Source organism: Mesorhizobium bavaricum (assembly GCF_056781655.1).
Genome location: NZ_CM165566.1, coordinates 732,087 through 755,445, shown reverse-complemented (window position 1 = coordinate 755,445; position 23,359 = coordinate 732,087). Strand labels below are relative to the sequence as shown.

Genomic DNA, 23,359 nt, shown 5'->3' with positions numbered 1-23,359 from the left:
CATTCCATTCCGAGGTAAAATGGACTAATTCATCCACGCAACGCTTCAGGCAGTGGAGAAACGGAAAATGGTCGGCGTCGGTCTTATCGGCACGGGTTTCATGGGCAAGTGTCATGCCATCGCATGGAGTGCCGTGGGCGCCGTCTTTCCCGACGTGGCCAAGCCCCGCCTCGTCCATCTTGGCGAGGTCAATGAGGACCTCGCCAGGCGCAAGGCGGGCGAGTTCGGCTTCGCCAAGGCGTCCGGCGACTGGCGCGCCGTCGTCAACGACCCGGAAGTCGATATCGTCTCGCTCACCACGCCCAACCAGTTCCATCCGGAGATGGCCATCGCCATCCTCGAGGCCGGCAAGCATCTGTGGTGCGAAAAGCCGATGGCGCCGAGTTTTGCCGAGGCCGAAGCCATGGCGGCCGCGGCGAAAAAGTCAGGGAAGGTCGCCGCCCTCGGCTACAACTACATCCAGAGCCCGGCCATCCGTCACATCGGCGCGCTGCTCGACGAGAAGATCATCGGCGAGGTCAACCATCTGCGCATCGAGATGGACGAGGACTTCATGGCCGACCCGGAGGCGCTGTTCTTCTGGAAGCACGAAGCCGCTTCCGGCTATGGCGCGCTCGACGATTTCGCCGTGCATCCGCTGTCGCTGGTCTCCGCCTTGTTCGGCCGCGTCGCCAGCGTCATCTGCGACATGGCCAAGCCCTATGCCGACCGCAAGCTCGCGGCCGGCGGCCGCCGCGCGGTGGAGACCTACGATATCGCCAGCGTACTGATGCATCTGGAGAACGGCATTGCCGGCACGCTGCTGGTCAACCGTTCGGCCTGGGGCCGCAAGGGCCGCATCGCCATCCAGATTTTCGGCTCGAAGGGATCGATCCTGTTCGACCAGGAGCGGATGAACGAAATCCAGCTCTACGTGACGGCTGATCGCCCGACCGAGCAGGGCTATCGCACCATCCTGGTGGCGCCGCATCACAAGCCCTACGACGCCTTCCTGCCGGCGCCCGGCCATGGCCTCGGCTTCAACGATCTCAAGATCATCGAATGCCACGAGCTGCTGACGCGGCTTGCCGGCAAGCCGGCGCGGGTCATCGAGTTTGCCGAGGGGCTCGAAATCGAGCGCACCGTGCACGCAATGGCACGCTCGTTCGAGGAAAAGCGCTGGGTGGATTTGCGGTAGTCCTCGCTTGGCATAGGTTTCTGCCATCCGCCTCGCGAGCTTCAGCCACCGGCGACCGGGGCGTTCGTCTCCCACCCGTCTACCCAGACCTGCCGCAGCCGATCGCCTTCGCCCTTGAACCGTAGCCCTGTCGCCTGGCAATCCTCGATCCGGTCGCTGCGGAAATTGCGGATCGCCTGGCGCAGCTCGCACCAGGCGACGACGTTGGCGCTTTCGGCGTAATAGATGAGGGCGATCGGGCGGATCAGCCGCTCGGAGGCGCGGCCGTGTTCGTCGCGGTAGGACAGGTCGAGCTTCTCCTCGTCGCGGATGGCGCGGCGCACCAGCGCCAGATCGACCGCACCGACCGAGGGCGCGGCGAACCCCCAAGCGTGCAACGCATTGGCGTCGAATGTCTGCCGCAACGGTGGTGGCACCGCGCCGGCAATCTTGGCGCTGACACGCTTGGCCGCCTGCTTCAACTCGCTGTCCCCCGTGCGCTCCAGCAGCGCGAGCGACAGAACGATCGCCTCCATCTCCTCGATCGAAAACATCAGCGGCGGCAGGTCAAAGCCGGGGCGCAGGATATAGCCGATGCCGCGCCCGCCCTCGATCGGCACGCGCATCGCCTGCAACGCCGCAATGTCGCGATAGACGGAGCGCACCGTTACTTCCAGTCGTTCGGCCATCATGGCCGCCGTCACCGGTTGCCGCGCCAGCCGCACGATCTGGATGATCTCGAACAGGCGTGACGCCTTGCGCATTTCCTCACCCGTTTCGATCGCAACTGACACTACATCGTCAGTAGGGTTGGCCTATACGACTGCCTATCGAGTTGAAAATCAACACATTCCTCAGCGGCTTGGCCGGGCGAGGCGACAGGCAACTGACATGGGCTATGCGGAAAATCTCTGGCTGTTCTTCCTCCTTCTGTTCGGCATCATCATCGTGCCTGGCATGGACATGCTTTTCGTGCTTGCCAATGCGCTGACCGGCGGCGGCAACAGAGGGCTTGCCGCCACCGGCGGCATCATGCTGGGCGGCATGGTGCACACGCTGAACGGCGCAGTCGGCGTCGGCCTCCTGATGCATTTCGTGCCGATCCTCTACAATCCGCTGCTGATTGCCGGCGCCGCCTACATGGCCTTTATCGGCCTGACGCTGATGCGCAGCTCGATCAAGGTCGGCCACGAGGGGCCCGCCGGCAGCCGCTCCGCATGGAAGGCGTTTCGCCAGGGGCTGGTGATCTGCTTGATCAATCCCAAAGCCTACCTCTTCGTCTTTGCGGTCTACCCGCAATTCCTGAAGCCGGCCTTCGGTCCGATCTGGGCGCAGGCGGCCATCATGGGATTGATGACGCTCGCGGTGCAGTTTGCCGTCTACGGCGGGCTCGCCATTACTGCCGGTCGCAGCCGCAATCTGCTGGTCGCCAATCCCCGGGCGACCGCATTTGCCGGCCGGACGGCCGGACTACTGCTGGTTGCGGTGTCGGTGCTGACCGCCTGGCAAGGTTTGAAGGCGGCGTGATCCGCCGCCCTATCCTCGCTGGCATTGTCGGCCTTGTCAGGCGGCGCCCTGCCGGTTGTCCATCATGGCGCGGCGCGCTGAGCGGCGCCACTCGACGGCGCCGGCAAGGCCGTGCAGCACCGTCTCGGTGGTCGCCCAGTCGATGCAGCCATCGGTGATGCTCTGGCCGTAGACGAGCGGCTTGCCGGGCACCACGTCCTGCCGCCCGGCGACGAGATTGCTCTCGATCATGACGCCGATGATGCGCTCGTCGCCCGCCGCGACCTGGCCCGCGACATCAGCCGCGACCTTCGGCTGGTTCTCGGGCTTCTTCGCGCTGTTGGCATGGCTGACATCGATCATCAGCCGAGGGGCCACGCCGATGCGGGCGAGTTCCACACTCCCTGCCTCGACGCTCGTCGCGTCGTAATTGGGCGCGATGCCGCCGCGCAGGATGACGTGGCAGTCCTCATTGCCGGTGGTCGTCGCGATGCCGCTGCGTCCGCCCTTTGTCACCGCCATGAAATGATGTGGCTGGGCGGCCGATTTTACCGCCTCGGCGGCGATCCGCAGATTGCCGTCGGTGCCGTTCTTGAAGCCAACCGGGCAGGACAGGCCGGATGCCAGCTCGCGGTGGATCTGGCTCTCGGTCGTGCGCGCACCGATCGCGCCCCAGGCGACGAGGTCGGCAATGTATTGCGGGGTGGTCATGTCGAGGAATTCGGTCGCCGCCGGCAGGCCGAGATTGTTGACGGCGGAGAGCACGTTGCGCGCCATCCGCAGCCCCTTGTCGATGTTGAAGCTGTCGTCGAGGTCGGGATCGTTGATCAGCCCCTTCCATCCCACCGTCGTGCGCGGCTTCTCGAAATAGACCCGCATCACGATCTCGAGCCGGTCGGACAGGGCCTCGCGCAGCGCCGCCAGACGGCTGGCATAGTCCACCGCAGCGACCGGGTCGTGGATCGAACACGGGCCGACGATGACGAGCAGTCGATCGTCGGTACCGTTCAAGATGGCGTGGATCGCATTGCGTGACGCGCTAACGGTGCGCGTCGCCGTCAGCGTGCGCGGTATCTCCCGCATCACCTGGTCCGGCGTACTCAATTCCCTGATTTCCTTGACCCGGAGGTCATCTGTGGTGGTCAACACGGCTTTCTGCTCCTGTTAGGAGACCTGCCGGCTGAAACAAAAAAGCCGCCAGGTCTGGCGGCTGTTCGGATATTGATGCTGCAATCTTCAGATCGAGCACAATCCTCCCGCCGCCAGCGAGCTCCTAAAGTACCAATACGTGGCGGTCAGGTTGATCATGAGGCTCATATAGTCGAAGCCGAGGCGTTTGTCACGTACCTGATGAGACTACTCTGGCGATGAGCCTGCGATGCTCTGATCGTAGTCGACCAGCGACCCAGTCATCACGCCCGACTGCGGGCTGACCATGTAGCTGATCAGCCGGGCGAGTTGCGCCGGCTTCACCAACTGGCCCATCGGCTGCGCGGCCTCGGCCTTAGCCAGCCAGTCGTCAGGCGCATCGTGCCATTTCTTCTGCACGATGTCCTCGCCCTCGGTGTCCATCCAGCCGGGCAGCACGGCGTTGCAGCGGATGCGGTTGCCTCGATGGGCATTGGCGACATTCTTGGTCAGCGTCATCAGCGCGCCCTTGCTGGTCGAATAGGCGGTCAGGAACGACTGGCCGCAATGCGCCGACATCGACAGCACATTGACGATCGAGCCCGGCTTCTTTTTCTCGAGCAGATGCGCCACCACGCCCTGCATCAGGAAAAACGGGCCACGCACATTGGTGTCGAAAATAGTGTCGAAAAGCTCTTCTGAAGTCTCGACCAACGAACCGCGCGCCGACGTCGCGGCGGCGTTGACCAGCGCGTTGATGGTGCCGAAATGCGAGATCGCGGTCGCCACCGTACGCTTGCAGTCGGCCACCTTTGAAACATCGGCGCTGATGAAGATGGCGTCGACGCCGGCTTTCTTGAAATGGGCGACGGCTTTGTCGCCCTTCTCCTGCGAGCGCCCGACCAGAGCCAGGGCCCGGCAGCCCTCGTCTGCCAATGCCTCGGCGACGGCGAAGCCGATGCCTTGCGCGCCGCCGGTGACGATGGCGCGCGCTTCATGATTGCGACCGGCGGATGTACTCATCACTCTGCTCCTGTGCCCTGGTCCGGATCCCGGTTCTTACTTCGCCGTGTCGAGACGGACGGTCTTGCCTGATGTCGCCGACTTCAGCGCCGCATCGGCCAGCTTCAGCGCCACAAGGCCGTCCGCGCCGCTCGGTGCGGCCTTCTTGCCTGACGTCGCGGCTGTGATGAAGGAAGCGATCTCGTTGGCATAGGCGTCGAGGTAGCGGGTCATGAAGAAGTCGTGCAGCGGCGGGCGCGTATAGCCCTTCTCGTTGGCCAGTTCGATCGACACCGGGCGCTGGTTTTCGGCCGCGATCATGCCTTTCGAGCCATGCACCTCGATGCGCTGGTCGTAGCCATAGGTGGCGCGGCGCGAGTTGGAGATGACGGCCTGCTTGCCGGAAGCGGTCTCGAGGATGACGCTGACGCTGTCGAAATCGCCGGCCGCGCCGATCTTCTTGTCGACGAGCACCGAGGCATGCGCGCTGACCGCCACCGGCTCCTCGCCGAGCAGGAAGCGCGCCATGTCGAAATCATGGATGGTCATGTCGCGAAAAATGCCGCCGGAGCGCTTGATGTAATCGATCGGCGGCGCGCCCGGATCGCGCGAGGTGATGGTCACCATCTCGACGGTGCCGATGGCGCCGTCGTCGATCGCCTTGCGCACGGCGGCGAAATGCGGATCGAAGCGCCTGTTGAAGCCGACCATCAGCGTTGCCTTGGTCTTCTCGACCACGGCCAGGCACTTCTCGACGCGCTTGACGTTGAGGTCGATCGGCTTCTCGCAGAAGATCGCCTTGCCGGCCTTGGCGAAACGTTCGATCAGGTCGGCATGGGTGTCGGTCGGCGTGCAGATGACGACGGCATCGATGTCCTTGGACTTTTCAATGGCTTCGATGCTGCGCACCTCGGCGCCATAGGCCGTCGCCAGCTCGGTCGCCGCTTTCTCGAACGCATCGGCAACGGCAACCAGTTTGGCCTGCGGATTGGAGCCGACGGCGCGGGCGTGAACCTTGCCGATGCGGCCGGCACCGAGGAGGGCGAAGCGGAGAGTCATGGAATGTCCTTTGAGGGTGGTTCGAAGCAGGGCGCCGGTCACGGGCGCGGGTGATTTTCCGGTCAAGACACAAGATCGACAGGGAGGCGGTGACCACCGCCTCCGCGCCCGGCCTAAGCCGCGAGTTCCGCCTCCCCGGTCTTGGCGCCGGTGATGTAGGAGACGATATCGTTGCCGTCGGTGTCCTGCTTGCGCAGGTTGGCGACGATGCGTCCGCGCCGGAAAACGACGATGCGGTCGCAAAGATCGAACACCTGGCGCATGTTGTGGCTGATCAGGACCAGCGGCTCGCCATTGTCCTTCAGCGTGCGGATGATGTTTTCGACCTGTGCGGTCTCCTGCACGCCCAGGGCTGCCGTCGGCTCATCCATGATGATCAGCTTGGAGGCGAAGGTGGCGGTCCTGGCGATCGCCACGCACTGGCGCTGGCCGCCCGACATGTGGCGGATGGTGTTGGAGAGGTTGGGGATCTTCACCGCCGTGCGGATCAGCGCCGCTTCGGTCGCCTTGCGCATGTATTTGCGGTCGAGGATCGAGAACGGTCCGAGATTGAACAGCACCTTTTCGCGGCCGAGGAACAGGTTCGACGGCACGTCGAGGTCGTCGGCCAGCGCCAGGTTCTGGAACACCGTCTCGATGCCCGCCTCGCGGGCCTCGATCGGGCCGGTGAAGTTGACTTCCTTGCCGTCGAACCAGATCTTGCCATCCGTGCGTTGCTCGACAGCGGTGATCTGGCGTACGAAGGTCGACTTGCCAGCGCCGTTGTCGCCCATGATGGCGACATGCTCGCCCTTGCGCAGCTCGAAGTTCGCTCCCTCCAGCGCATGCACGCCGCCATAGCGCTTGGTCAGGTTTTCGGTCTTCAGGACGATGTCTGCCATGATCAAGCCCTCATTGCCCTAAGGCGTTGACGCCACTGGTCGAGAACGACTGCGCCGACGATGATCACGCCCTTGACCATCTCCTGGTAATAGGCGTCGAGGCGCAGGAAGGTGAAGCCGGAGATGATGACGCCGAAGATCAGCGAGCCGATCACCGTACCGACGATCGAGCCGCGGCCGCCCGACAAAGAGACGCCACCGATGACCGCCATGGCGATCGCGTCGAGTTCGTACATCACGCCCATGCCCGATTGCGCGGTGAGGTTTTTCGAACTCAGCACCACGGCGGCCAGTGCTGCGAGCACGCCGGCGATGACGTAGACGAGGATCTTGTGGTTGGCGATCTTGATGCCGGACATGCGCGCGGCGTCCTCGTTGGAGCCGATCGCGTAGCAGTGCTTGCCGTACCGTGTGTAGGTCATGATCAGCTGGAACAGCACCGCCAGCGACAGGAAGATGATGACCGGCATCAGGCCTTTGCCGATTGCCGCGAAACCTTCGGTAGGAAACGAGATAGGCTGCCCCTTTGACCACCATTTGGCGATGCCGCGCGCGGTCACCATCATGCCGAGCGTGGCGATGAATGGCGGAATGCGCGTGTAGGCAATCAAGGCGCCGTTGACCAGGCCGGCGAACAGCCCGCAGCCGATCGCCACCAGCACCGGCACGATGACGGGCAGGTCGGTCCAGCCTTGCGCCAGGAACATCGCCTTGGGGTTGGGGTTGCCGTTGACGGTCGCCACCTGGGCAAAACTCATCGCGATCATCGCGGTCGCGCCGACGATCGAACCCGAGGACAGGTCGATGCCGCCGGTGATGATCACTTGCGTGACGCCGATGGCGATGATGCCCACGATCGACACCTGCAGGATGATGATCTGCAGGCGCGCCTCGTTGAAGATCGCGCTGACGTCGCTGCGGGTGTTGAACAGGAAGCTGTCGCCGAGAAAGATCCGGCCGATCAGTTCGAAGACGACGACGAGGATGACAAGCGCCAGGAAGACGTTGATTTCGGCAGGCCATGCGCGCTTCTTCGCGTCATAGCCGACCCCGCCGACGCCATGAGATGTCTGTGCCAAATCTTCTCTCCTCCGTCAGCCGCGGTCGCCCCTCGCTGCCATGCCGGCGCTGAGGGAAAGGGGAGCGGCGCTCTTGGCGCCGCTCCGTATGTCCGCCGCTCAGTTCTTCTTCAGGAACTTGTCGATGTTCGCTGGCGTTACCAGCTGGAAGGGCACGTAGACCTTGTGTTCGACCTTCTCGCCCTTGGACAGTTTAAGTGCCGCATCCAGCGCGCCCGCGCCCTGGCCGGCCGCGTCCTGGAACACGGTTGCGTCAAGGTCGCCGGCCTGCATCGCGGCAAGCGCATCCTGCGTGGCGTCGACGCCGCCGACCACGACCGACTTCATGTCGATGTTGGCGGCCTTCATCGCCTGGATGGCGCCGATGGCGCTTTCGTCATTGTTGGCAATGACGCCGTCGAACGGCTTGCCGGTCGACAGCCAGTTGGTCATCAGGTTCTGCGCCTCGTCGCGGTTCCAGTTCGACGTCTGCTTGTCGATGATCTTGATGAAGCTGCAATCCGGCGTGGCGATCACCTCTTCAATATCCTTGGTGCGCTGCACGGCGGCCTGGTTGGAAAGTTCGCCCATGATCACATAGACGTTGGCTTCCTTCTTGCCGGCTTCCTTGAACAGGCGGCAGACTTCCTTGGTTTCGAGCGTGCCGGAATCGGCCTCGTTCGAAGCGACGAAGGCCTGGTTGTCCGGCAGTGTGTCGACATTGACCGGTTCGCGATTGACGTAGACCAGCGGGATCTTGGCGGCCGCAGCGGCGTCCGACATTGCCTGCGTGGCCGAGGTATCGACCGGATTGACGATGATCGCATCGACGCCCGAGGCGGCGAAGTTCTTGATCTGGTCGAGCTGCTTGGCGACGTCGTTCTGCGCGTCCTCGACCTGCAGCTCCACGCCGCTCATGCCCTTGGCCTGCTCGATCATGCCGTTGCGCAGCACGGTCAAGAAGTTGTCGTCGAACTTGGCCATCGACACACCGACCTTGGCGGCCATGGCGGATGAACTCATCAGCGCCGCGAAAGCGACGCCCAAAATCAGTTTCTTCATTGTGTTTCTCCTCCACATATTGGTGTCCGGTTGCACCGATCTATCCGGAATCCCCGATCTCCCCGGGGAATCTCTCCCGATTGTCATTTCTGTTCCGGGTGGCGTTTCCCGTTTGCTGGAACGCCAAACCCTCTGTTTGAAACAGATGTTCCGGAACGAAAGAACCAAAATACACAGTTGGTGAAATATTTATTCCATTTTGCCTCGGGGCGTCAAGGGAGATTCCAAAACCGGATGAGCGATTTTCGGATGACGGGCGCTTCCCGCCAGGTCTCCGGCGCCGACGGTCAGCCGCGCATCGAAGGCGCTCCGGCCGAACGCGAAGGTCGAGAGCCTAGATGTTCTCGGGCAGGTAGATGTCGAACGGCAGGAACGTCTGGCCAGGTGCGTTCGCGGCACCGGTTTCGATGGCATGTGCCATCAGGTCGACCAGTTCGCGGCAAAGTGCTGCCAGCGGCGTCGAGATCACCATCGTCAGGACACCGTCCGCCAGGGCGGAGCGCGATACCGCCGTGATCTCATTGCAGATGACCGCGGGCATCTCGGCCGGCTTTGCTTGCCTGAGTGCCGCGACCGCACCCTCCATGCCGCCCCCGGCGACATAGCAGCCGACGAGATCAGGGTGGTGGCCGAGGAGGTCGAGCAGCGTGTCCTGCGTGATCTGGTTGGCTTCCAGGTTGACCAATGTCTCCAGCAAGGTGAATTCCGGCGCCTGCTCGCGAAAGAAGGAGCGAAACCCGATCTCGCGCAGTTCATGGCCGTGAAAGCGGTGGCTGCCAACGAACAGCGCGACCTTGCCCGGCCGCCTGGCGGCCTTCGAAATCATCCAGGCCGCGGTGCGGCCGACCTTGCGGTTGTCGAGGCCGACATAGCCTTCGCGAATGCCCGCCGCGAAGTCGGACAGCAGGGAAAACACCGGCAGCCCTTTCGCCTTCATCTCCTCGACGGCGACCGTCAGTGTCGGGTGATCCGGCCCGACCAGGGCGACGGCCCTGCATTTGGCTGCCAGCCTGCGCGCGCGCTCGACGATCTCATCCGGGGCCAGCGAGTCCGCGAAGTCGATGATGGCGACACCGCGGAAGCGCGGTGATCGCGACACGGCGAGCTCAAGCTCGCGGGCGAATTCGCTGTAGAAGACATAGTTGCCCTTGAGCAGGAGGAAACCGAGCCGGTACTCGGGCAATTCGTGGCGCATCCGCTGCTTGATCAGCCCGGCGGCGTGATAGCCGATCTCGGTCGCTGCCTCGTAGACGCGGCGCGCGGTATCTTCGCGCACCGGCAGGCGGCTGTTGAGGACGCGGTCCACCGTGGCAACACTGACCCCGGAGATGCGCGCCAGGTCGGTGATGGTCGGCCGTTTCGCCATGCTCGCCTCACTGGATTGTTCGGCCTTCTTACATCATCATGATAGGAAATGATAGAAACTATCTTTGTGATGTTGAGTCTATCAGGTGTCGGCGTTATTTTCAGGTTCGAAGCCAAGGGATATCGGGCATTCGCCTGGCGAATGCCTTTGCCAAGGGAGGCAATCATGTCCACAACGCCGTCCCGGCGTGACTACAGCCTGATCGGCCGCGACGCCAAGCTCGCCGTCGAGACCGGCCTGTCGGCGGCCGAGTGGTATCATACCGACATCCCGCGCAAGCAGATGAAGGAGCTGATGCAGCGCTCCGACGCACCGGCGATCCGCGACACCATCATCTGGCTCGCCGCCCTGATCGTCAGTGGCGCGGGCGGCGCCTGGTTCTGGGGCACATGGTGGTGCGTGCCGTTCTTCCTCGTCTATGGCGTCCTCTACGGCTCATCCACCGATTCACGCTGGCATGAATGCGGCCACGGCACCGCCTTCCGGACGCAATGGATGAATGATGCGATCTATCAGATCGCCTGCTTCATGATCATGCGCAATCCGGTGACCTGGCGCTGGAGCCACACGCGCCATCACACCGACACCATCATTGTTGGCCGCGACCCGGAAATCTCCGTCATGCGGCCGCCGGATCTGCCGCGCGTCGTCCTTGCCTTTGTCGGCGTGCTCGACGCCTGGCATGCGATGAGCGACATGCTGCGCAACGCCGCCGGCAACATCAGTGCGGCGGAAAAGACCTTCATCCCCGAGCAGGAGCAGCCGAAGGCGATCCGCTTTGCCCGCATCTGGACAGCGATCTATGCCGCAACCATCGCGCTGGCGGTCTATACCGGCTCGTACCTGCCCTTGATGCTGGTCGGCCTGCCCAGGCTCTATGGCGCTTGGCATCACGTCATGGTCGGGCTGCTGCAACATGGCGGCCTGGCCGACAACGTCACCGATCATCGCCTCAACAGCCGCACCGTCTACATGAACCCGATCAGCCGTTTCATCTATTGGAACATGAACTACCACGTGGAGCATCACATGTTTCCGATGGTGCCCTATCATGCGCTGCCGAGGCTGCATGCGCTGATCAAGCACGACCTGCCGGCACCGACCCCGTCGATCCTGGCCGGCTATCGCGAAATGATCCCGGCCTTCCTGCGCCAGTTGCGCAACGAGGACTATTTCCTCAAGCGTGAGCTGCCGCCGACCGCCAGGCCATACCGCGACGAATCCCACACCGATGCCGTCGCCGCTGCCGCGGAATGACCGCGCGCTGGCTATCCGATTTCCAGGGGAGGACTGAATGAGCGACTGGGTCGAGGCGTGTGCCGCAGGCGATATCGATGAAGAGGATGTGATGCGCTTCGACCATGGCGGCCGCACCTTCGCCATCTATCGCAGCCCCGATGATGACTATTTCGCCACCGATGGTCTCTGCACCCACGAAAAGGTGCATCTTGCAGACGGGTTGGTGATGGACGACATCATCGAATGCCCCAAGCACAATGGCCGCTTCAACTACAAGACGGGGGACGCCCGCGGCGCGCCGGTCTGCGTCAACCTCAGGACCTATCCGGTCAAGGTCGACGCCGGCAAAGTCCTGATACAGATCGGATGACGGATATGACGCGAGGGATGGTCATCATCGGGGCCGGCGAATGCGGTGGCCGGGCGGCATTGGCGTTGCGCGATCTCGGCTATGAGGGGCCGGTGACGCTGGTCGGCGACGAACCGCATCTGCCCTATGAACGGCCGCCTCTGTCCAAGGAGGCGATGACCAGCGATGCGCCCGAAATCAAGGCGATCGCCAGCGACGAGATGCTGGCCGGGAGCTCGATCCGGCATATCCATTCCGTTCAGGCCGTTGCGATCGATCGCGCGGCGCATACAGTGCGTCTGTCGGACGGTTCGGTCTTGCCCTACGACAAGCTTCTGCTGGCCACCGGCTCGACCCCGCGCAAGCTGCCGATGCCGGGATTGGGTTCGCGCTGCGTCTATCTCCGCACTTTCGCGGATGCGCTGGCCATTCGCGCCCATCTGCGCACCGGCAACCGCATTGCCATTGTCGGCGGCGGTTTCATCGGCCTCGAACTTGCCGCCGCGGCCCGCAAACTTGGTGCTGCGGTCACGGTCATCGAGGCGCTGCCGCGCATTTTGATGCGTGGCGTACCGGCCGAGATCGCCCAAATCATCCATGCTGCGCACATTGCCGAGGGCGTGAATATCCTGTGCGGCGACGGCATTGCGTCCATCGCCGATGACGGCAAGGAGGTGCGCATCGCGCTTGCCGGCGGACAGGAGATATCAGCCGATCTCGCCGTCATCGGCATCGGCGCCGTGCCGGTGACCGGACTGGCGGCCGAAGCCGGGCTGACGATCGACAACGGCATCGCTGTCGATGCCGAGCTGCGCAGCAGCGATCCCGACATCTTCGCCGCCGGCGATTGCTGCTCGTTTCCGCTCGCAGTCTATGATGGCCGCCGCGTGCGGCTGGAGGCCTGGCGCAACGCCCAGGACCAGGGCGCGCTGGCGGCGAAAAACATGCTCGGCGCCTGCGAGGCGCATGCGGCGGTGCCGTGGTTCTGGTCGGATCAATATGGTCTGTCCCTGCAGATCGCTGGGCTTTCCGACGAGGGCCGCAGTGTCGTGCGCCGCGACCTCGGCGACGGCGCTTTCATTCTCTTCCATCTGCACGAAGACGGCAGGCTGGTGGCGGCCAGCGGCATCGGCCCCGGCAATGCGGTCGCCCGCGACATCCGACTGGCCGAAATGCTGATCGGCAAGCGGGCGAAGCCGGCGCCGGAAGCGCTGGGATCGCAGGCCGTCAAGCTGAAGTCGCTGCTGGCGGCCTGAGCCGTCATGCAGATTGTCGAAGTCGGCGGTGACGAATTCAATATCGGCGCTGCCCGGCTCTCAACGTGCCCTAGAAAAGTGCCTTCAGCTCCGTCAGCTTGTCGTTGACCAGCCAACCATAATAGTTCTCCTCGGGCAGCTTCTCCGGCTCGCCGGCAGCGCTGCGCCTGTCGTTCTCCGCCTTCAGCGCCTCGGCGCGTTGCTCCGGATTGCCGACATTGTAGAGCGTGGCGGTCAGCCCCGGATTGTCCGAAATGTCGAAGCCGGCAATGTTCTTGTAGGCGTCGATCGATTTCCGGATCGTCGCGGCGACGTAAGGCAGCGTCAGGTCCGGATCCATGATGGTCTTGTAGACCGAATTGGGATCGGCGACGTCGAGCTTCGGCAGGCCCGAAACCTCGTGCACGAGATCGCTCATCTGCAAGGCCGTCAGCGGGTTGAGCTGGCCGAGGCCGAAGGTCTGGCCGGCATAATAGGGCTGGAAGAAGGTGGCGCCGAACCGGTCGTCGGGGAAACTCTCGCCACCGACGCTTTTGCCGCGAAACGAATGGTTCCACACCTGCTCGCGGCACTCCCACAGATCATAGCTGTCCGACACCCCAGCGCATTTCTTGAACTCCGGCCGCTGCACGAAATCGGTGATGTCCTCGCCGTCATAGGCGAAGGACAGCTTGCTGGAGAGATAGGAGATCGCCTTGACGTAGTAGGTCTGCAGCCGGTCATAGGCGTCGACATTGTAGGTGTGCTCGCCGACGATGGCGCCGACGATGTGCAGGGGATCGATGCCGTAGGCGGCGGCCGCCTTCTTGATCTTGCCGCGCAGGTCGGCGTCGTTCTGCAGCAGGGCGTAGACCTTGCGATACTTCGCCTGGAAGGTGGTGTTGGTGGCTTGTGTGCGCCGGCTCGAGGCGCCGGGAATGTCGGGCTGCTCGGCGTTGCGGTTTCCCGGCGGCACCAATGCCGCCGCATCGGCGGCGAACAGCGTCGCCGCCAGCGTCAAGCCGAGAATGACCAGGATCAGTTTTTTCATGCGCCGCCGCCTGCAGATGTTGCCGCGCAAACTAGGTAGTGCTCTTGGTCGAGTCGAGAGCGCCCAATCCGCCGGCAAGACGAAAGGTGGCCGGATGGTGCCATCTGGCCACACATGATTTTGTTTGCCGGACTGTGTTGCAACGCATCGGCCCAAAAATCGGAATCGATTTTTGGAAAGCACGATGCGTCACTCTAAAAGTCTTAGAGCGTCCGTTGCGTGTCCGAGAGGACGCGCAACACTCTAAACCGGCGCCGGAATGACCCGGCGCCGTCGTTTAAAGGATGAATCGCGACAAATCTGTGTTTCGCGAGAGATCACCGACATGCTTTTCCACATAAGCGGCGTCGATGGTGACCGCCGTACCGTTGCGATCCGGCGCGTCGTAAGAGATCTCGTCCAGCACCCGCTCCATCACTGTCTGCAGCCGCCGGGCGCCGATGTTCTCGACGCTGTCGTTGAGGTCGACGGCGATGCCGGCCAGCGAATCGATAGCGTCGTCGGTGAAGGTCAGGTCGACGCCTTCGGTCTTCATCAGCGCGATATACTGCTTGATCAGGCTGGCTTCGGTCTCGGTCAGGATACGGACGAAATCGCCCTTCTCCAGCGCCCGCAGTTCGACACGGATCGGCAGGCGGCCCTGCAATTCCGGCAACAGGTCTGACGGTTTCGAGACATGGAAGGCGCCCGATGCAATGAACAATATATGGTCGGTCTTCACCGGCCCATACTTGGTCGCCACCGTGGTGCCTTCGATCAGCGGCAAGAGGTCGCGCTGCACGCCTTCGCGGGAAACGCCGGCGCCCATGCCGCCTTCACGCGACGCGATCTTGTCGATCTCGTCGAGGAAGACGATGCCGTCATTTTCCGTCGCATCGAGCGCCTGGCGCACCACCTCGTCCTGGTCGAGCAGCTTGTCGGACTCGTCGTTGACCAGCAGAGCGTAAGATTCCTTCACCGTCGTCTTGCGCGACTTGGTCTTCTTGCCGCCCATCGCCTTCGACAGCATGTCGTTGATGTTCAGCACGCCGATATTGGCGCCCGGCATGCCGGGAATCTCGAAGCCGGGCATGCCGCCGGTGCCGGTGTCGGCCACTTCGATCTCGATCTCCTTGTCGTCGAGTTCGCCGTCGCGCAGTTTCTTGCGGAAACTGTCGCGCGTCGCCGGGCTCGCCGTCTTGCCGACCAGCGCTTCCAGCACGCGTTCCTCGGCGTTGATGTGGGCGCGCGCCTTGACATCCTCGCGCAGTTTGTCGCGCACCAGGCCGATGGCGATCTCGACCAGGTCGCGGATGATCTGTTCGACATCGCGGCCGACATAGCCGACTTCGGTGAACTTGGTCGCCTCGACCTTGACGAAAGGCGCGCCGGCAAGGCGCGCCAGGCGGCGCGAGATCTCGGTCTTGCCGACGCCCGTCGGCCCGATCATCAGGATGTTCTTCGGCATCACCTCTTCGCGCATCTGGCCTTGCAGTTGCTGCCGGCGCCAGCGGTTGCGCAAGGCGATGGCCACGGCGCGCTTGGCGTCCTTCTGGCCGATGATGAAGCGGTCGAGTTCCGAAACGATTTCGCGGGGAGAGAATGTGCTCATATCACTAAATTCCACTTTGCCACTGCTTGATGGCCTCGAACGGATGCAGCAGCATGATCACGTTGAGTGTCAGATTGTCCCGGATGAGATAGCCGGTACCCAGTTCGAAGATGATGGCGAGGCTGACGATCACCCATATAGGTAGCCTTCGCGCCATCACAAATCCCAGCACCATGGCCAATGTGTCGGACACCGAATTGATGATGCTGTCGCCGTAGTAATCGAGCGAGATGGTGCCGGCGCGGTAGCGTTCGATGATGAACGGGCTGTTTTCCAGCAGCTCCCAGCCGCCTTCGATGAGAACGGCGAATGCCAGCCTCAGTCCGATTGGCGAACGCGGGAACAGGAACCTTGCCAGCGCGTAGAACAGGAAACCGTGGATGATGTGTGAGAACGTGTACCAATCGGAGATGTGCTGGGAGTTCTCGGAACTGTTCACCACGCCGTGCCAGAGCTTCACATAACCGCAGGTGCAGATCGGCGTCCGGCCCATGCCGTAAAGGGCTCCCGCCTGGAAGATGAGCAGGGCCAGGACAAGCAGCAGCCCCATCCTCCAGCTGTCTTCATAGGCCGAATAGCTGCTGTCCTTGACCGGTGTCGTCATCAGATCATTCCCCCTCTTCCGCGTCGCCCGCTTCGGCATCGACGGCCATCAGCACGACGTCGCCATATTCCGATTGCCTGCGGTCGATAGGTCTGAATCCAGCTTTTTCATAGGCGCGGATGGCGCGTCCGTTCGCAGGGTCGGGATCGATGATGACGCGCGGAACACCCTCCTCGAACAGTTGTTCGACGAACTGGCGCACGATCGCCGAACCGTGGCCGATACCGACCAGCTCCGGCCGGCCGATCGACAGGTCGATGCCCAGCGTGCCGAACGGCTGGTCGGCATAGGGGTGGCCATCTTCCAGATGCGGGTCGTAGCTCTGCAGATAGGCGATCGGCTTGCCGTCGAGCTCGACGATCAAGGGCTCGACGGAAATGCTGTCGATGTGGCCGCGAATCTCGGCGATTTCCGTCTCGGGGTCGTCCCACCACTCCGCGACATGCGGTTCGGCGAGCCAGCCGGCGATCATCGGCAGGTCTTTCTCGGTCACCGGCCGGAAATCATACAGCACCGCCGGATCAACCGGCATCGAGCGTTTCGATGACGAAGTTGTTGTTGGTGTAGACGCAGATGTCGGACGCGATCTGCATCGCCTTGCGGGCGATCTCCTCGGCATCCTTGTCGGTGTCCATCAGCGCGCGTGCCGCGGCCAGTGCGTAATTGCCGCCGGAACCGATGGCCATCACGCCATGTTCGGGTTCGAGCACGTCGCCGGTGCCTGTCAGCGCCAGCGAGATCGACTTGTCGGCAACCAGCATCATCGCTTCCAGCCGGCGCAGATAGCGGTCGGTGCGCCAGTCCTTGGCGAGTTCTACGCAGGCGCGCGTCAACTGGTCGGGATATTGCTCGAGCTTGGCTTCGAGCCGCTCCAGCAGCGTGAACGCGTCGGCGGTGGCGCCGGCGAAACCGGCAATCACATTGCCGCCCTTGCCGATGCGGCGCACTTTCCTGGCGTTGCCCTTCATGATGGTCTGGCCAAGGCTGACCTGGCCGTCGCCGGCAATGACCACCTTGTTGCCCTTGCGCACCGTCACGATGGTCGTGGCGTGCATGGTCAGTTCATTAGACATTTCCTGGCTCCGATTCGCGCGATCCCTTCAAAAGGCGATTGGCGCGGTACGAGTGACGTGATCGGCCATATGTATGCACAGGCCCGGTGATTGCAAACGGCTCGATACCGATCGGGATGGCAACTGGCAATCGCTGGATCATGCTGCTAGAAGGCTCTCGTTTTCAAGCCGGTGAAGGCTTGGAACGCGTGAAACCCTGGGACAAGGACAAGGTCATGTCGCCCCGTTCCGCCGAAGCAAGCCGCAAGACCAAGGAAACCGATATCGCCGTATCGGTCCATGTCGACGGCTCGGGCAAGTCAGACATTTCGACGGGCGTCGGGTTCTTCGACCATATGCTGGATCAGCTGTCGCGCCATTCTTTGATCGACATGACGGTCAGGGCCAAGGGCGATCTGCACATCGACGACCACCACACCGTCGAGGACACCGGCATCGCGCTCGGCCAGGCGCTGGCCAATGCACTCGGCGAACGGCGCGGCATCATGCGCTATGCTTCGATCGACCTCGCCATGGACGAGACGCTGACGCGCGCGGCGATCGACGTATCCGGCCGGCCGTTCCTGGTCTGGAACGTTTCCTTCTCGTCGCCGAAGATCGGCACATTCGACACCGAACTGGTGCGTGAATTCTTCCAGGCGCTGGCACAGAACGCCGGCATCACGCTGCATGTCACCAATCACTATGGCGCCAACAACCACCATATCGCCGAGACCTGTTTCAAGGCGGTGGCGCGTGCGCTGCGCGCGGCGCTCGAACGCGACCCGCGCCAGCCGGACGCGGTTCCCTCCACCAAGGGATCGTTGAAGGGGTAAGTTATGGCCATCTATGTCGTGATGGAGCCACCCGGCCGCGGCGAGAAGGTCGACGCAACGCGCTTTGTCCGCGATGGCTTCGCCTGGCTGGGTTTTCTGGTGCCGCCACTATGGTTCGCCTGGCATCGGCTGTGGATCGAGGCGGGGCTCGCCTTCGTCATTATGGGCCTGCTTTCGATGCTTGGCGAAAAGCTCGGCCTTGGGCTGGCCGGCTCGCTGTTGTCGCTGCTCGTCTCACTTTATGTTGGGTTGGAGGGGCAGGGGTTGCGAATCGCGGCGCTCCGCCGGCGCGGTTGGCATGAATGGGGCGTGGTCGAGGCCGGCAGCCTCGACGAGGCCGACATACGCTATGCGTTGGAAGCCGAGGCGCTTCCCGATCATGCCGCACCGGCGCCGCGGATCGTCCCGGATGCGGCCCTCGCACGGCCCTCGCAGCCGGGCATGGCGCTGGGGCTGACCCACATTCCGGGAAGACCCTGACATGCGGGTTGCGATCATCGATTACGGTTCGGGCAATCTACGCTCGGCCACCAAGGCCTTCGAGCGCGCCGCGCGCGAAGCCGGCATATCCGCTGAAATCGACCTGACCGCCGACGCGGAACGGGTCCGCAGCGCCGACCGCATCGTCCTGCCGGGTGTCGGCGCCTATGCCGACTGCGCGGCCGGCTTGCATGCCGTCGACGGCATGTGGGAAGCGGTGGAAGAAGTCGCCAACGTCAAGGGTCGGCCTTTCCTGGGCATCTGTGTCGGCATGCAACTTATGTCCGAGCGCGGCCTGGAAAAGACCGTTACCGACGGCTTTGGCTGGATCGCCGGCGACGTCAAGGAGATCACGCCGGCAGATCCGGCGCTCAAGATCCCGCAGATCGGCTGGAACACGATCGAACTCAAGCGTGAGCATCCACTGTTTTCCGGCATCCCGACCGGGCCGGACGGTTTGCATGCCTATTTCGTCCACTCCTACCATCTCGATGCGCGCAAGCCCGACGAGGTTCTGGCGGTCGCCGACTATGGCGGCCCGGTGACGGCCACTGTCGCCCACGACAATCTCGTCGGCACGCAGTTCCATCCCGAAAAGAGCCAGGCGCTGGGCCTGGCGTTGATCACCAATTTCCTGCGCTGGAGGCCTTGAGGCGTCATGAGCAAGAAGGGCTACTGGATGGCGATGATCGATGTCCGCGATGCCGATATGTACAAGCAATACATCGAGGCGAATGCCGTCGCCTTTGCGAAATATGGCGCGAAATTCCCCGTCCGGGCCGGCCGCTACGAGAATCCGGAAGGACCAACCGGAAACCGCCACGTGCTGGTCGAGTTCGAATCCTACGACAAGGCGGTCGAATGCTATCATTCGCCCGAGTATCAGCATGCCTCGAAGTTTCGGCTTGCCGCCTCTGCCGGTCATTTCGTCATCGTTGAAGGCGCCTGAACCGATGATCCTGTTTCCAGCCATCGATCTCAAGGACGGCCAATGCGTGCGCCTGAAGCACGGCGACATGGCGACCGCGACCATTTACAATGACGACCCGGCCGCCCAGGCAAAAGCCTTCGAGCAACAGGGTTTCGAATGGCTCCATGTCGTCGACCTCAATGGCGCCTTCAAGGGCCAGAGCGTCAACAGCGCGGCGGTTGGCGCCATCCTCAAGGCGACGAAGAACCCGGTTCAGCTTGGCGGCGGTATCCGTACGCTGGAGCAGATCGAAGACTGGCTCGATCGCGGGTTGGCCCGCGTCATCCTCGGCACGGTTGCGGTGCGTGACCCCGATCTGGTCAAGCAGGCCTGCAAGGCGTTCCCGGGCAAAGTGGCCGTCGGTATCGATGCCAAGGGCGGCAAGGTCGCCGTCGAGGGCTGGGCCGAGGCGTCGAGCCTCGGTGTCATCGAACTGGCTAAGAAATTCGAGGGCGCCGGCGTCGCCGCCATCATCTACACCGACATCGACCGCGACGGCGTGCTGACAGGCATCAACTGGGACGCCACAATCGACCTCGCCGAGGCCGTGTCCATCCCCGTCATCGCGTCCGGCGGGCTCGCTTCGATCGCCGACATCGTGCGCATGACCATGCCCGATGCGCAAAAGCTCGAAGGCGCGATCTCCGGCCGGGCGCTCTATGACGGCCGCATCGATCCGGCCGAGGCTCTGGCGATCCTGCAAGGCAGGCCGGAGACGCGGCCGTGAAGATCTCCATCATCCTGGCCTCCTATGACAGTGGCCACTACCATGGCGGCATGGGCCAAGGCCCGGACGCGCTGATATCGGGCGGTCTCGTCGATGCCTTGACCATGGCCGGTCACGACGTCGCGGTCGAGGATATCGGCAGGGTCGGAGATGCCCAGGAGCGCGAGATCGCCACCGGCTTTGCCGTCTGCAACGCGGTCGCGACGGAGGTTCGCCTTGCCCGTGACAGCGGTCGCTTTCCCATCGTTCTCGCCGGAAATTGTCTGACCAGCGCCGGCGCCGTCGCCGGCGAGGGTGCCGATGCGATCATCTGGGCCGACCAGCATGGCGACCTCAACACGCCCGAGACATCGATATATGGCTTTCTCGACGGCATGGCGCTGGCGACTGTGCTCGGCCTTTGCTGGCGTCCGATGGCGGCGGCCATTCCCGGCTTCCACCCGATCGATCCGTCACGTTGCGTGCTCCTCAACGCACGCGATCTCGATCCGGCGGAAAAACAGCTTCTCAAGACATTGCCGATCGTTCGAACGGAGTGTCCCGGGATGGCCCAGGCGACCGAGAGACTGAAGGCCGCCGGCGCCAAACGCGCGCACATGCATCTCGATCTGGACGTGCATGATCCGGAGGACCTGCAGGCGAACCGCTACATCAGTTCCGGCGGGCCGAGCCCGGAACAGTTGCGCGATGCGGCTTGTGCCATGGCGCTTGCGGTGCCGGTGGTCGGCATAACTGTTTCCGCCTACGATCCGGCTTTCGATGCGCAGGCCGATGTTCCGCCGCTGGTCGGCCTGTTGCTCAACGATCTCATCGCAACGATAGAGGGAAGGTGATGCTGAAAGCCCGTGTCATCCCCTGCCTCGACGTCAAGAACGGCCGTGTCGTCAAGGGCGTCAATTTCGTCGATCTCATCGACGCCGGCGATCCGGTCGAGGCGGCCAAGGCCTATGACGCAGCCGGCGCCGACGAGCTCTGCTTCCTCGACATTACGGCTTCATCGGACAATCGCGAGACCATCTTCGACGTCGTCGCCCGCACCGCCGAACAATGTTTCATGCCGCTGACCGTCGGCGGCGGCGTGCGCCAGGTCGCCGACATCAGGAAGCTGCTGCTGGCCGGTGCCGACAAGGTGTCTATCAACACTGCGGCGGTGAAGAACCCTGATTTCGTCGCCGAGGCGGCCGACAAATTCGGCAACCAGTGCATCGTCGTCGCCATCGACGCCAAGAAAGTGTCCGGCGCCGGCGAAGCCGATCGCTGGGAGATCTTCACCCATGGCGGGCGCGAGAAGACCGGCATCGACGCGGTCGAATTCGCTCGGCTGATGGTCGATCGCGGTGCCGGCGAGATCCTGCTGACCTCGATGGACCGTGACGGCACCAAGGCCGGTTACGACATTGCGCTGACCCGCGCGATATCGGACGCGGTGCGTGCGCCGGTCATCGCTTCCGGCGGGGTGGGCACGCTCGATCACATGGTCGAAGGCATCCGAGACGGCCATGCCGGCGCGGTGCTGGCGGCTTCCATCTTCCATTTCGGCACCTACACGATAGGGCAGGCCAAGGCGCATATGGCCCAGGCCGGTCTGCCGATGCGGCTGGACTCAACAAATAATCGGACCTAAAGCATGATCTCGAAAAGTGGGAACCGGTTTTCGGGAAAGATCATGCTTAAACAAGCAGATAGATGACGGCATGACCGAGTTTTCACTCTCCGATCTGGAAAAAATCGTCCGGGAACGCGCCCATTCCGATGATCCGGACTCGTGGACGGCGAAGCTGTTCGCGCGCGGCATCGACAAGGCGGCGCAGAAGCTCGGCGAAGAGGCGGTCGAGACGGTGATTGCCGCCGTCAAGGGCGACAAACAGGCCCTCGTTTCGGAAAGTGCCGATCTTATGTATCATTGGCTCGTCGTTCTCGGCCTTTCAGGGGTCCCGCTGAGCGATGTGTTCAAGGAACTCGAAAGCCGCACCGGGCGTTCGGGCATTGCCGAGAAGGCGTCACGGCCCAAGGGCTGACCGCGAGGAGGGCAGATATCTCGATGGATCAGCTCGCGCCAACCGAGAAATATTCCCCCTTTCGTTTCTTCTCCGCCGAGCAATGGTCGCAGTTCCGCGCCGATACGCCGCTGACGCTGAGCGAGGATGAATTCCGCCGCCTGCGTTCGCTCAACGACCCGGTCGACCTCGAAGAGGTCAAGCGCATCTATCTGTCGCTGTCGCGGCTTTTGTCCGCGCATGTCGAAGCAAGCCAGCTGCTGTTCAGGCAACGCCAGGCCTTCTTCAACGCGGTGGACGTGGTCAAGACGCCGTTCATCATCGGCATTGCCGGCTCGGTCGCGGTCGGCAAGTCGACCACCGCTCGCGTGCTGAAAGAGTTGCTGGCGCGCTGGCCGTCGAGCCCCAAGGTCGATCTCATCACCACCGACGGCTTCCTGCTTCCCAACGAGGTCCTGCGCCGCGAAAACCTGATGGAGCGCAAGGGCTTTCCCGACAGCTATGATGTCGGCGCACTGCTGCGCTTCCTGTCGGGCATCAAGTCGGCGCAGCGCAATGTCCGCGCGCCGGTCTATTCGCACCTGACCTATGACGTCATTCCCGGCGAGTTCGTCACCATCGACCGGCCGGACATCCTGATCTTCGAAGGCATCAATGTCCTGCAGCCGGGCAAGCTGCCGCAGGACGGCAAGATCGTGCCGTTCCTGTCGGACTTCTTCGACTTCGCCATCTATATCGATGCCGACGAGAAGTTGATCCACCAGTGGTACACCGCGCGCTTCATGCGGCTGCGCGAGACCGCCTTCCGCAATCCGGATTCCTTCTTCCACCGCTATTCGCAGCTCTCGGAGGATTCGGCCCGCGCCATCGCCGAAGGCCTGTGGACCAACATCAATCTGAAGAATTTGCGCGAGAACATCCTGCCGACGCGGGCTCGCGCCGACCTCATCCTGCGCAAGGGCGCCGACCACCTGATTGAGGAAGTGGCGCTCAGGAAGCTGTGAGGGAGG

At 63.1% G+C, this 23,359-nt stretch carries 27 protein-coding genes; 14 read left to right on the top strand and 13 right to left on the bottom strand.

The features are described from left to right. Positions 1-67 precede the first annotated feature (67 nt). Complete coding sequence (locus AC1RZR_RS03600) at positions 68-1,177, top strand: Gfo/Idh/MocA family protein (protein WP_481827660.1); 1,110 nt, start codon at positions 68-70, stop codon at positions 1,175-1,177. A gap of 41 nt (positions 1,178-1,218) precedes the next feature. Here AC1RZR_RS03600 and AC1RZR_RS03595 read toward each other — a convergent pair whose 3' ends face one another. Further along, on the bottom strand, positions 1,219-1,920 hold the full coding sequence (locus AC1RZR_RS03595) for a helix-turn-helix transcriptional regulator (protein ID WP_481829010.1): 702 nt from the start codon (positions 1,918-1,920) through the stop codon (positions 1,219-1,221). A 127-nt stretch (positions 1,921-2,047) separates the two neighbouring features. Here AC1RZR_RS03595 and AC1RZR_RS03590 point away from each other — a divergent pair, with 127 nt between their 5' ends. Further along, positions 2,048-2,683, top strand: coding sequence for a LysE family translocator (locus tag AC1RZR_RS03590; protein WP_477268150.1), 636 nt, complete (start codon positions 2,048-2,050; stop codon positions 2,681-2,683). 36 nt (positions 2,684-2,719) lie between these two features. On the opposite strand, the gene AC1RZR_RS03585 is transcribed toward AC1RZR_RS03590, so the two are convergent. The 7 genes from AC1RZR_RS03585 to AC1RZR_RS03555 all read right to left on the bottom strand — a co-directional run bounded on the left by AC1RZR_RS03585 (position 2,720) and on the right by AC1RZR_RS03555 (position 10,218). Continuing rightward, positions 2,720-3,811 carry a 3-deoxy-7-phosphoheptulonate synthase gene (locus tag AC1RZR_RS03585; RefSeq protein ID WP_481827659.1) on the bottom strand — a complete coding sequence of 364 codons (1,092 nt, stop codon included), beginning with the start codon at positions 3,809-3,811 and terminating at the stop codon, positions 2,720-2,722. A 207-nt stretch (positions 3,812-4,018) separates the two neighbouring features. Then, positions 4,019-4,813, bottom strand: a complete 795-nt coding sequence (locus AC1RZR_RS03580; RefSeq protein ID WP_481827658.1) for an SDR family oxidoreductase — start codon at positions 4,811-4,813, stop codon at positions 4,019-4,021. Between the two features lie 36 nt (positions 4,814-4,849). Then, the gene (iolG, locus tag AC1RZR_RS03575; protein WP_481827657.1) at positions 4,850-5,851 is read right to left on the bottom strand and encodes an inositol 2-dehydrogenase; all 1,002 of its coding nucleotides are present in this window, start codon (positions 5,849-5,851) and stop codon (positions 4,850-4,852) included. A gap of 113 nt (positions 5,852-5,964) precedes the next feature. Then, positions 5,965-6,732: an ATP-binding cassette domain-containing protein gene (locus AC1RZR_RS03570; protein ID WP_477268142.1), complete on the bottom strand. Its 768-nt coding sequence runs from the start codon at positions 6,730-6,732 to the stop codon at positions 5,965-5,967. Between the two features lie 2 nt (positions 6,733-6,734). Then, complete coding sequence (locus AC1RZR_RS03565; RefSeq protein ID WP_379104758.1) at positions 6,735-7,811, bottom strand: ABC transporter permease; 1,077 nt, start codon at positions 7,809-7,811, stop codon at positions 6,735-6,737. A gap of 99 nt (positions 7,812-7,910) precedes the next feature. Next, positions 7,911-8,852: a sugar ABC transporter substrate-binding protein gene (locus tag AC1RZR_RS03560; RefSeq protein ID WP_379101028.1), complete on the bottom strand. Its 942-nt coding sequence runs from the start codon at positions 8,850-8,852 to the stop codon at positions 7,911-7,913. A 334-nt stretch (positions 8,853-9,186) separates the two neighbouring features. Continuing rightward, complete coding sequence (locus AC1RZR_RS03555) at positions 9,187-10,218, bottom strand: LacI family DNA-binding transcriptional regulator (protein ID WP_481827656.1); 1,032 nt, start codon at positions 10,216-10,218, stop codon at positions 9,187-9,189. A 165-nt stretch (positions 10,219-10,383) separates the two neighbouring features. On the opposite strand from AC1RZR_RS03555, the gene AC1RZR_RS03550 reads away from it, so the two are divergent. The 3 genes from AC1RZR_RS03550 to AC1RZR_RS03540 are packed head-to-tail and all read left to right on the top strand — an operon-like array spanning position 10,384 to position 13,062. Continuing rightward, positions 10,384-11,475 (top strand): fatty acid desaturase family protein, encoded by a 1,092-nt coding sequence (locus AC1RZR_RS03550; RefSeq protein WP_481827655.1) that lies wholly within the window; start codon positions 10,384-10,386, stop codon positions 11,473-11,475. Positions 11,476-11,512: 37 nt separating this feature from the next. After that, positions 11,513-11,827: a MocE family 2Fe-2S type ferredoxin gene (locus AC1RZR_RS03545; RefSeq protein ID WP_095083246.1), complete on the top strand. Its 315-nt coding sequence runs from the start codon at positions 11,513-11,515 to the stop codon at positions 11,825-11,827. Then, positions 11,824-13,062: an NAD(P)/FAD-dependent oxidoreductase gene (locus tag AC1RZR_RS03540; protein ID WP_481827654.1), complete on the top strand. Its 1,239-nt coding sequence runs from the start codon at positions 11,824-11,826 to the stop codon at positions 13,060-13,062. The genes AC1RZR_RS03545 and AC1RZR_RS03540 overlap by 4 nt, the downstream gene beginning before the upstream one ends. A gap of 70 nt (positions 13,063-13,132) precedes the next feature. Here the strand turns inward: AC1RZR_RS03540 and AC1RZR_RS03535 are convergent, their stop codons facing one another. The 5 genes from AC1RZR_RS03535 to hslV all read right to left on the bottom strand — a co-directional run bounded on the left by AC1RZR_RS03535 (position 13,133) and on the right by hslV (position 17,360). Beyond that, a complete protein-coding gene (locus AC1RZR_RS03535; protein ID WP_477268133.1) occupies positions 13,133-14,092 on the bottom strand; it encodes a DUF1402 family protein in 960 nt (319 codons plus the stop codon). 277 nt (positions 14,093-14,369) lie between these two features. Further along, complete coding sequence (gene hslU / locus AC1RZR_RS03530) at positions 14,370-15,683, bottom strand: ATP-dependent protease ATPase subunit HslU (protein WP_481827653.1); 1,314 nt, start codon at positions 15,681-15,683, stop codon at positions 14,370-14,372. Between the two features lie 4 nt (positions 15,684-15,687). After that, positions 15,688-16,287, bottom strand: a complete 600-nt coding sequence (locus AC1RZR_RS03525) for a DUF2585 domain-containing protein (protein WP_477268129.1) — start codon at positions 16,285-16,287, stop codon at positions 15,688-15,690. Between the two features lie 4 nt (positions 16,288-16,291). Continuing rightward, positions 16,292-16,819, bottom strand: a complete 528-nt coding sequence (locus AC1RZR_RS03520; protein WP_477268127.1) for a GNAT family N-acetyltransferase — start codon at positions 16,817-16,819, stop codon at positions 16,292-16,294. Further along, positions 16,809-17,360, bottom strand: coding sequence for an ATP-dependent protease subunit HslV (hslV, locus tag AC1RZR_RS03515; RefSeq protein ID WP_111545071.1), 552 nt, complete (start codon positions 17,358-17,360; stop codon positions 16,809-16,811). Before hslV ends, AC1RZR_RS03520 begins: the two co-directional genes overlap by 11 nt. A gap of 215 nt (positions 17,361-17,575) precedes the next feature. Between hslV and hisB the strand changes: the two genes are divergently transcribed. From hisB to coaA, 9 genes are all read left to right on the top strand, one after another. Continuing rightward, complete coding sequence (gene hisB / locus AC1RZR_RS03510; RefSeq protein WP_481827652.1) at positions 17,576-18,175, top strand: imidazoleglycerol-phosphate dehydratase HisB; 600 nt, start codon at positions 17,576-17,578, stop codon at positions 18,173-18,175. A gap of 3 nt (positions 18,176-18,178) precedes the next feature. Continuing rightward, the gene (locus tag AC1RZR_RS03505) at positions 18,179-18,655 is read left to right on the top strand and encodes a DUF2628 domain-containing protein (protein WP_477268123.1); all 477 of its coding nucleotides are present in this window, start codon (positions 18,179-18,181) and stop codon (positions 18,653-18,655) included. A 1-nt stretch (position 18,656) separates the two neighbouring features. Beyond that, positions 18,657-19,307, top strand: a complete 651-nt coding sequence (gene hisH, locus AC1RZR_RS03500) for an imidazole glycerol phosphate synthase subunit HisH (RefSeq protein ID WP_481827651.1) — start codon at positions 18,657-18,659, stop codon at positions 19,305-19,307. 6 nt (positions 19,308-19,313) lie between these two features. Further along, entirely contained in the window at positions 19,314-19,604 is a 291-nt protein-coding gene (locus AC1RZR_RS03495; protein WP_481827650.1) for a DUF1330 domain-containing protein, read from the top strand. Between the two features lie 4 nt (positions 19,605-19,608). After that, complete coding sequence (gene hisA / locus AC1RZR_RS03490; protein WP_379101068.1) at positions 19,609-20,352, top strand: 1-(5-phosphoribosyl)-5-[(5-phosphoribosylamino)methylideneamino]imidazole-4-carboxamide isomerase; 744 nt, start codon at positions 19,609-19,611, stop codon at positions 20,350-20,352. Beyond that, positions 20,349-21,185 carry an arginase family protein gene (locus AC1RZR_RS03485; protein ID WP_481827649.1) on the top strand — a complete coding sequence of 279 codons (837 nt, stop codon included), beginning with the start codon at positions 20,349-20,351 and terminating at the stop codon, positions 21,183-21,185. The genes hisA and AC1RZR_RS03485 overlap by 4 nt, the downstream gene beginning before the upstream one ends. Further along, positions 21,182-21,976 (top strand): imidazole glycerol phosphate synthase subunit HisF, encoded by a 795-nt coding sequence (hisF, locus tag AC1RZR_RS03480; RefSeq protein ID WP_481827648.1) that lies wholly within the window; start codon positions 21,182-21,184, stop codon positions 21,974-21,976. Before AC1RZR_RS03485 ends, hisF begins: the two co-directional genes overlap by 4 nt. Before the next feature lie 70 nt (positions 21,977-22,046). Further along, positions 22,047-22,370 carry a phosphoribosyl-ATP diphosphatase gene (locus AC1RZR_RS03475; protein WP_481827647.1) on the top strand — a complete coding sequence of 108 codons (324 nt, stop codon included), beginning with the start codon at positions 22,047-22,049 and terminating at the stop codon, positions 22,368-22,370. A 23-nt stretch (positions 22,371-22,393) separates the two neighbouring features. Beyond that, positions 22,394-23,353 carry a type I pantothenate kinase gene (coaA, locus tag AC1RZR_RS03470; RefSeq protein ID WP_379101078.1) on the top strand — a complete coding sequence of 320 codons (960 nt, stop codon included), beginning with the start codon at positions 22,394-22,396 and terminating at the stop codon, positions 23,351-23,353. Positions 23,354-23,359: the final 6 nt, after the last annotated feature.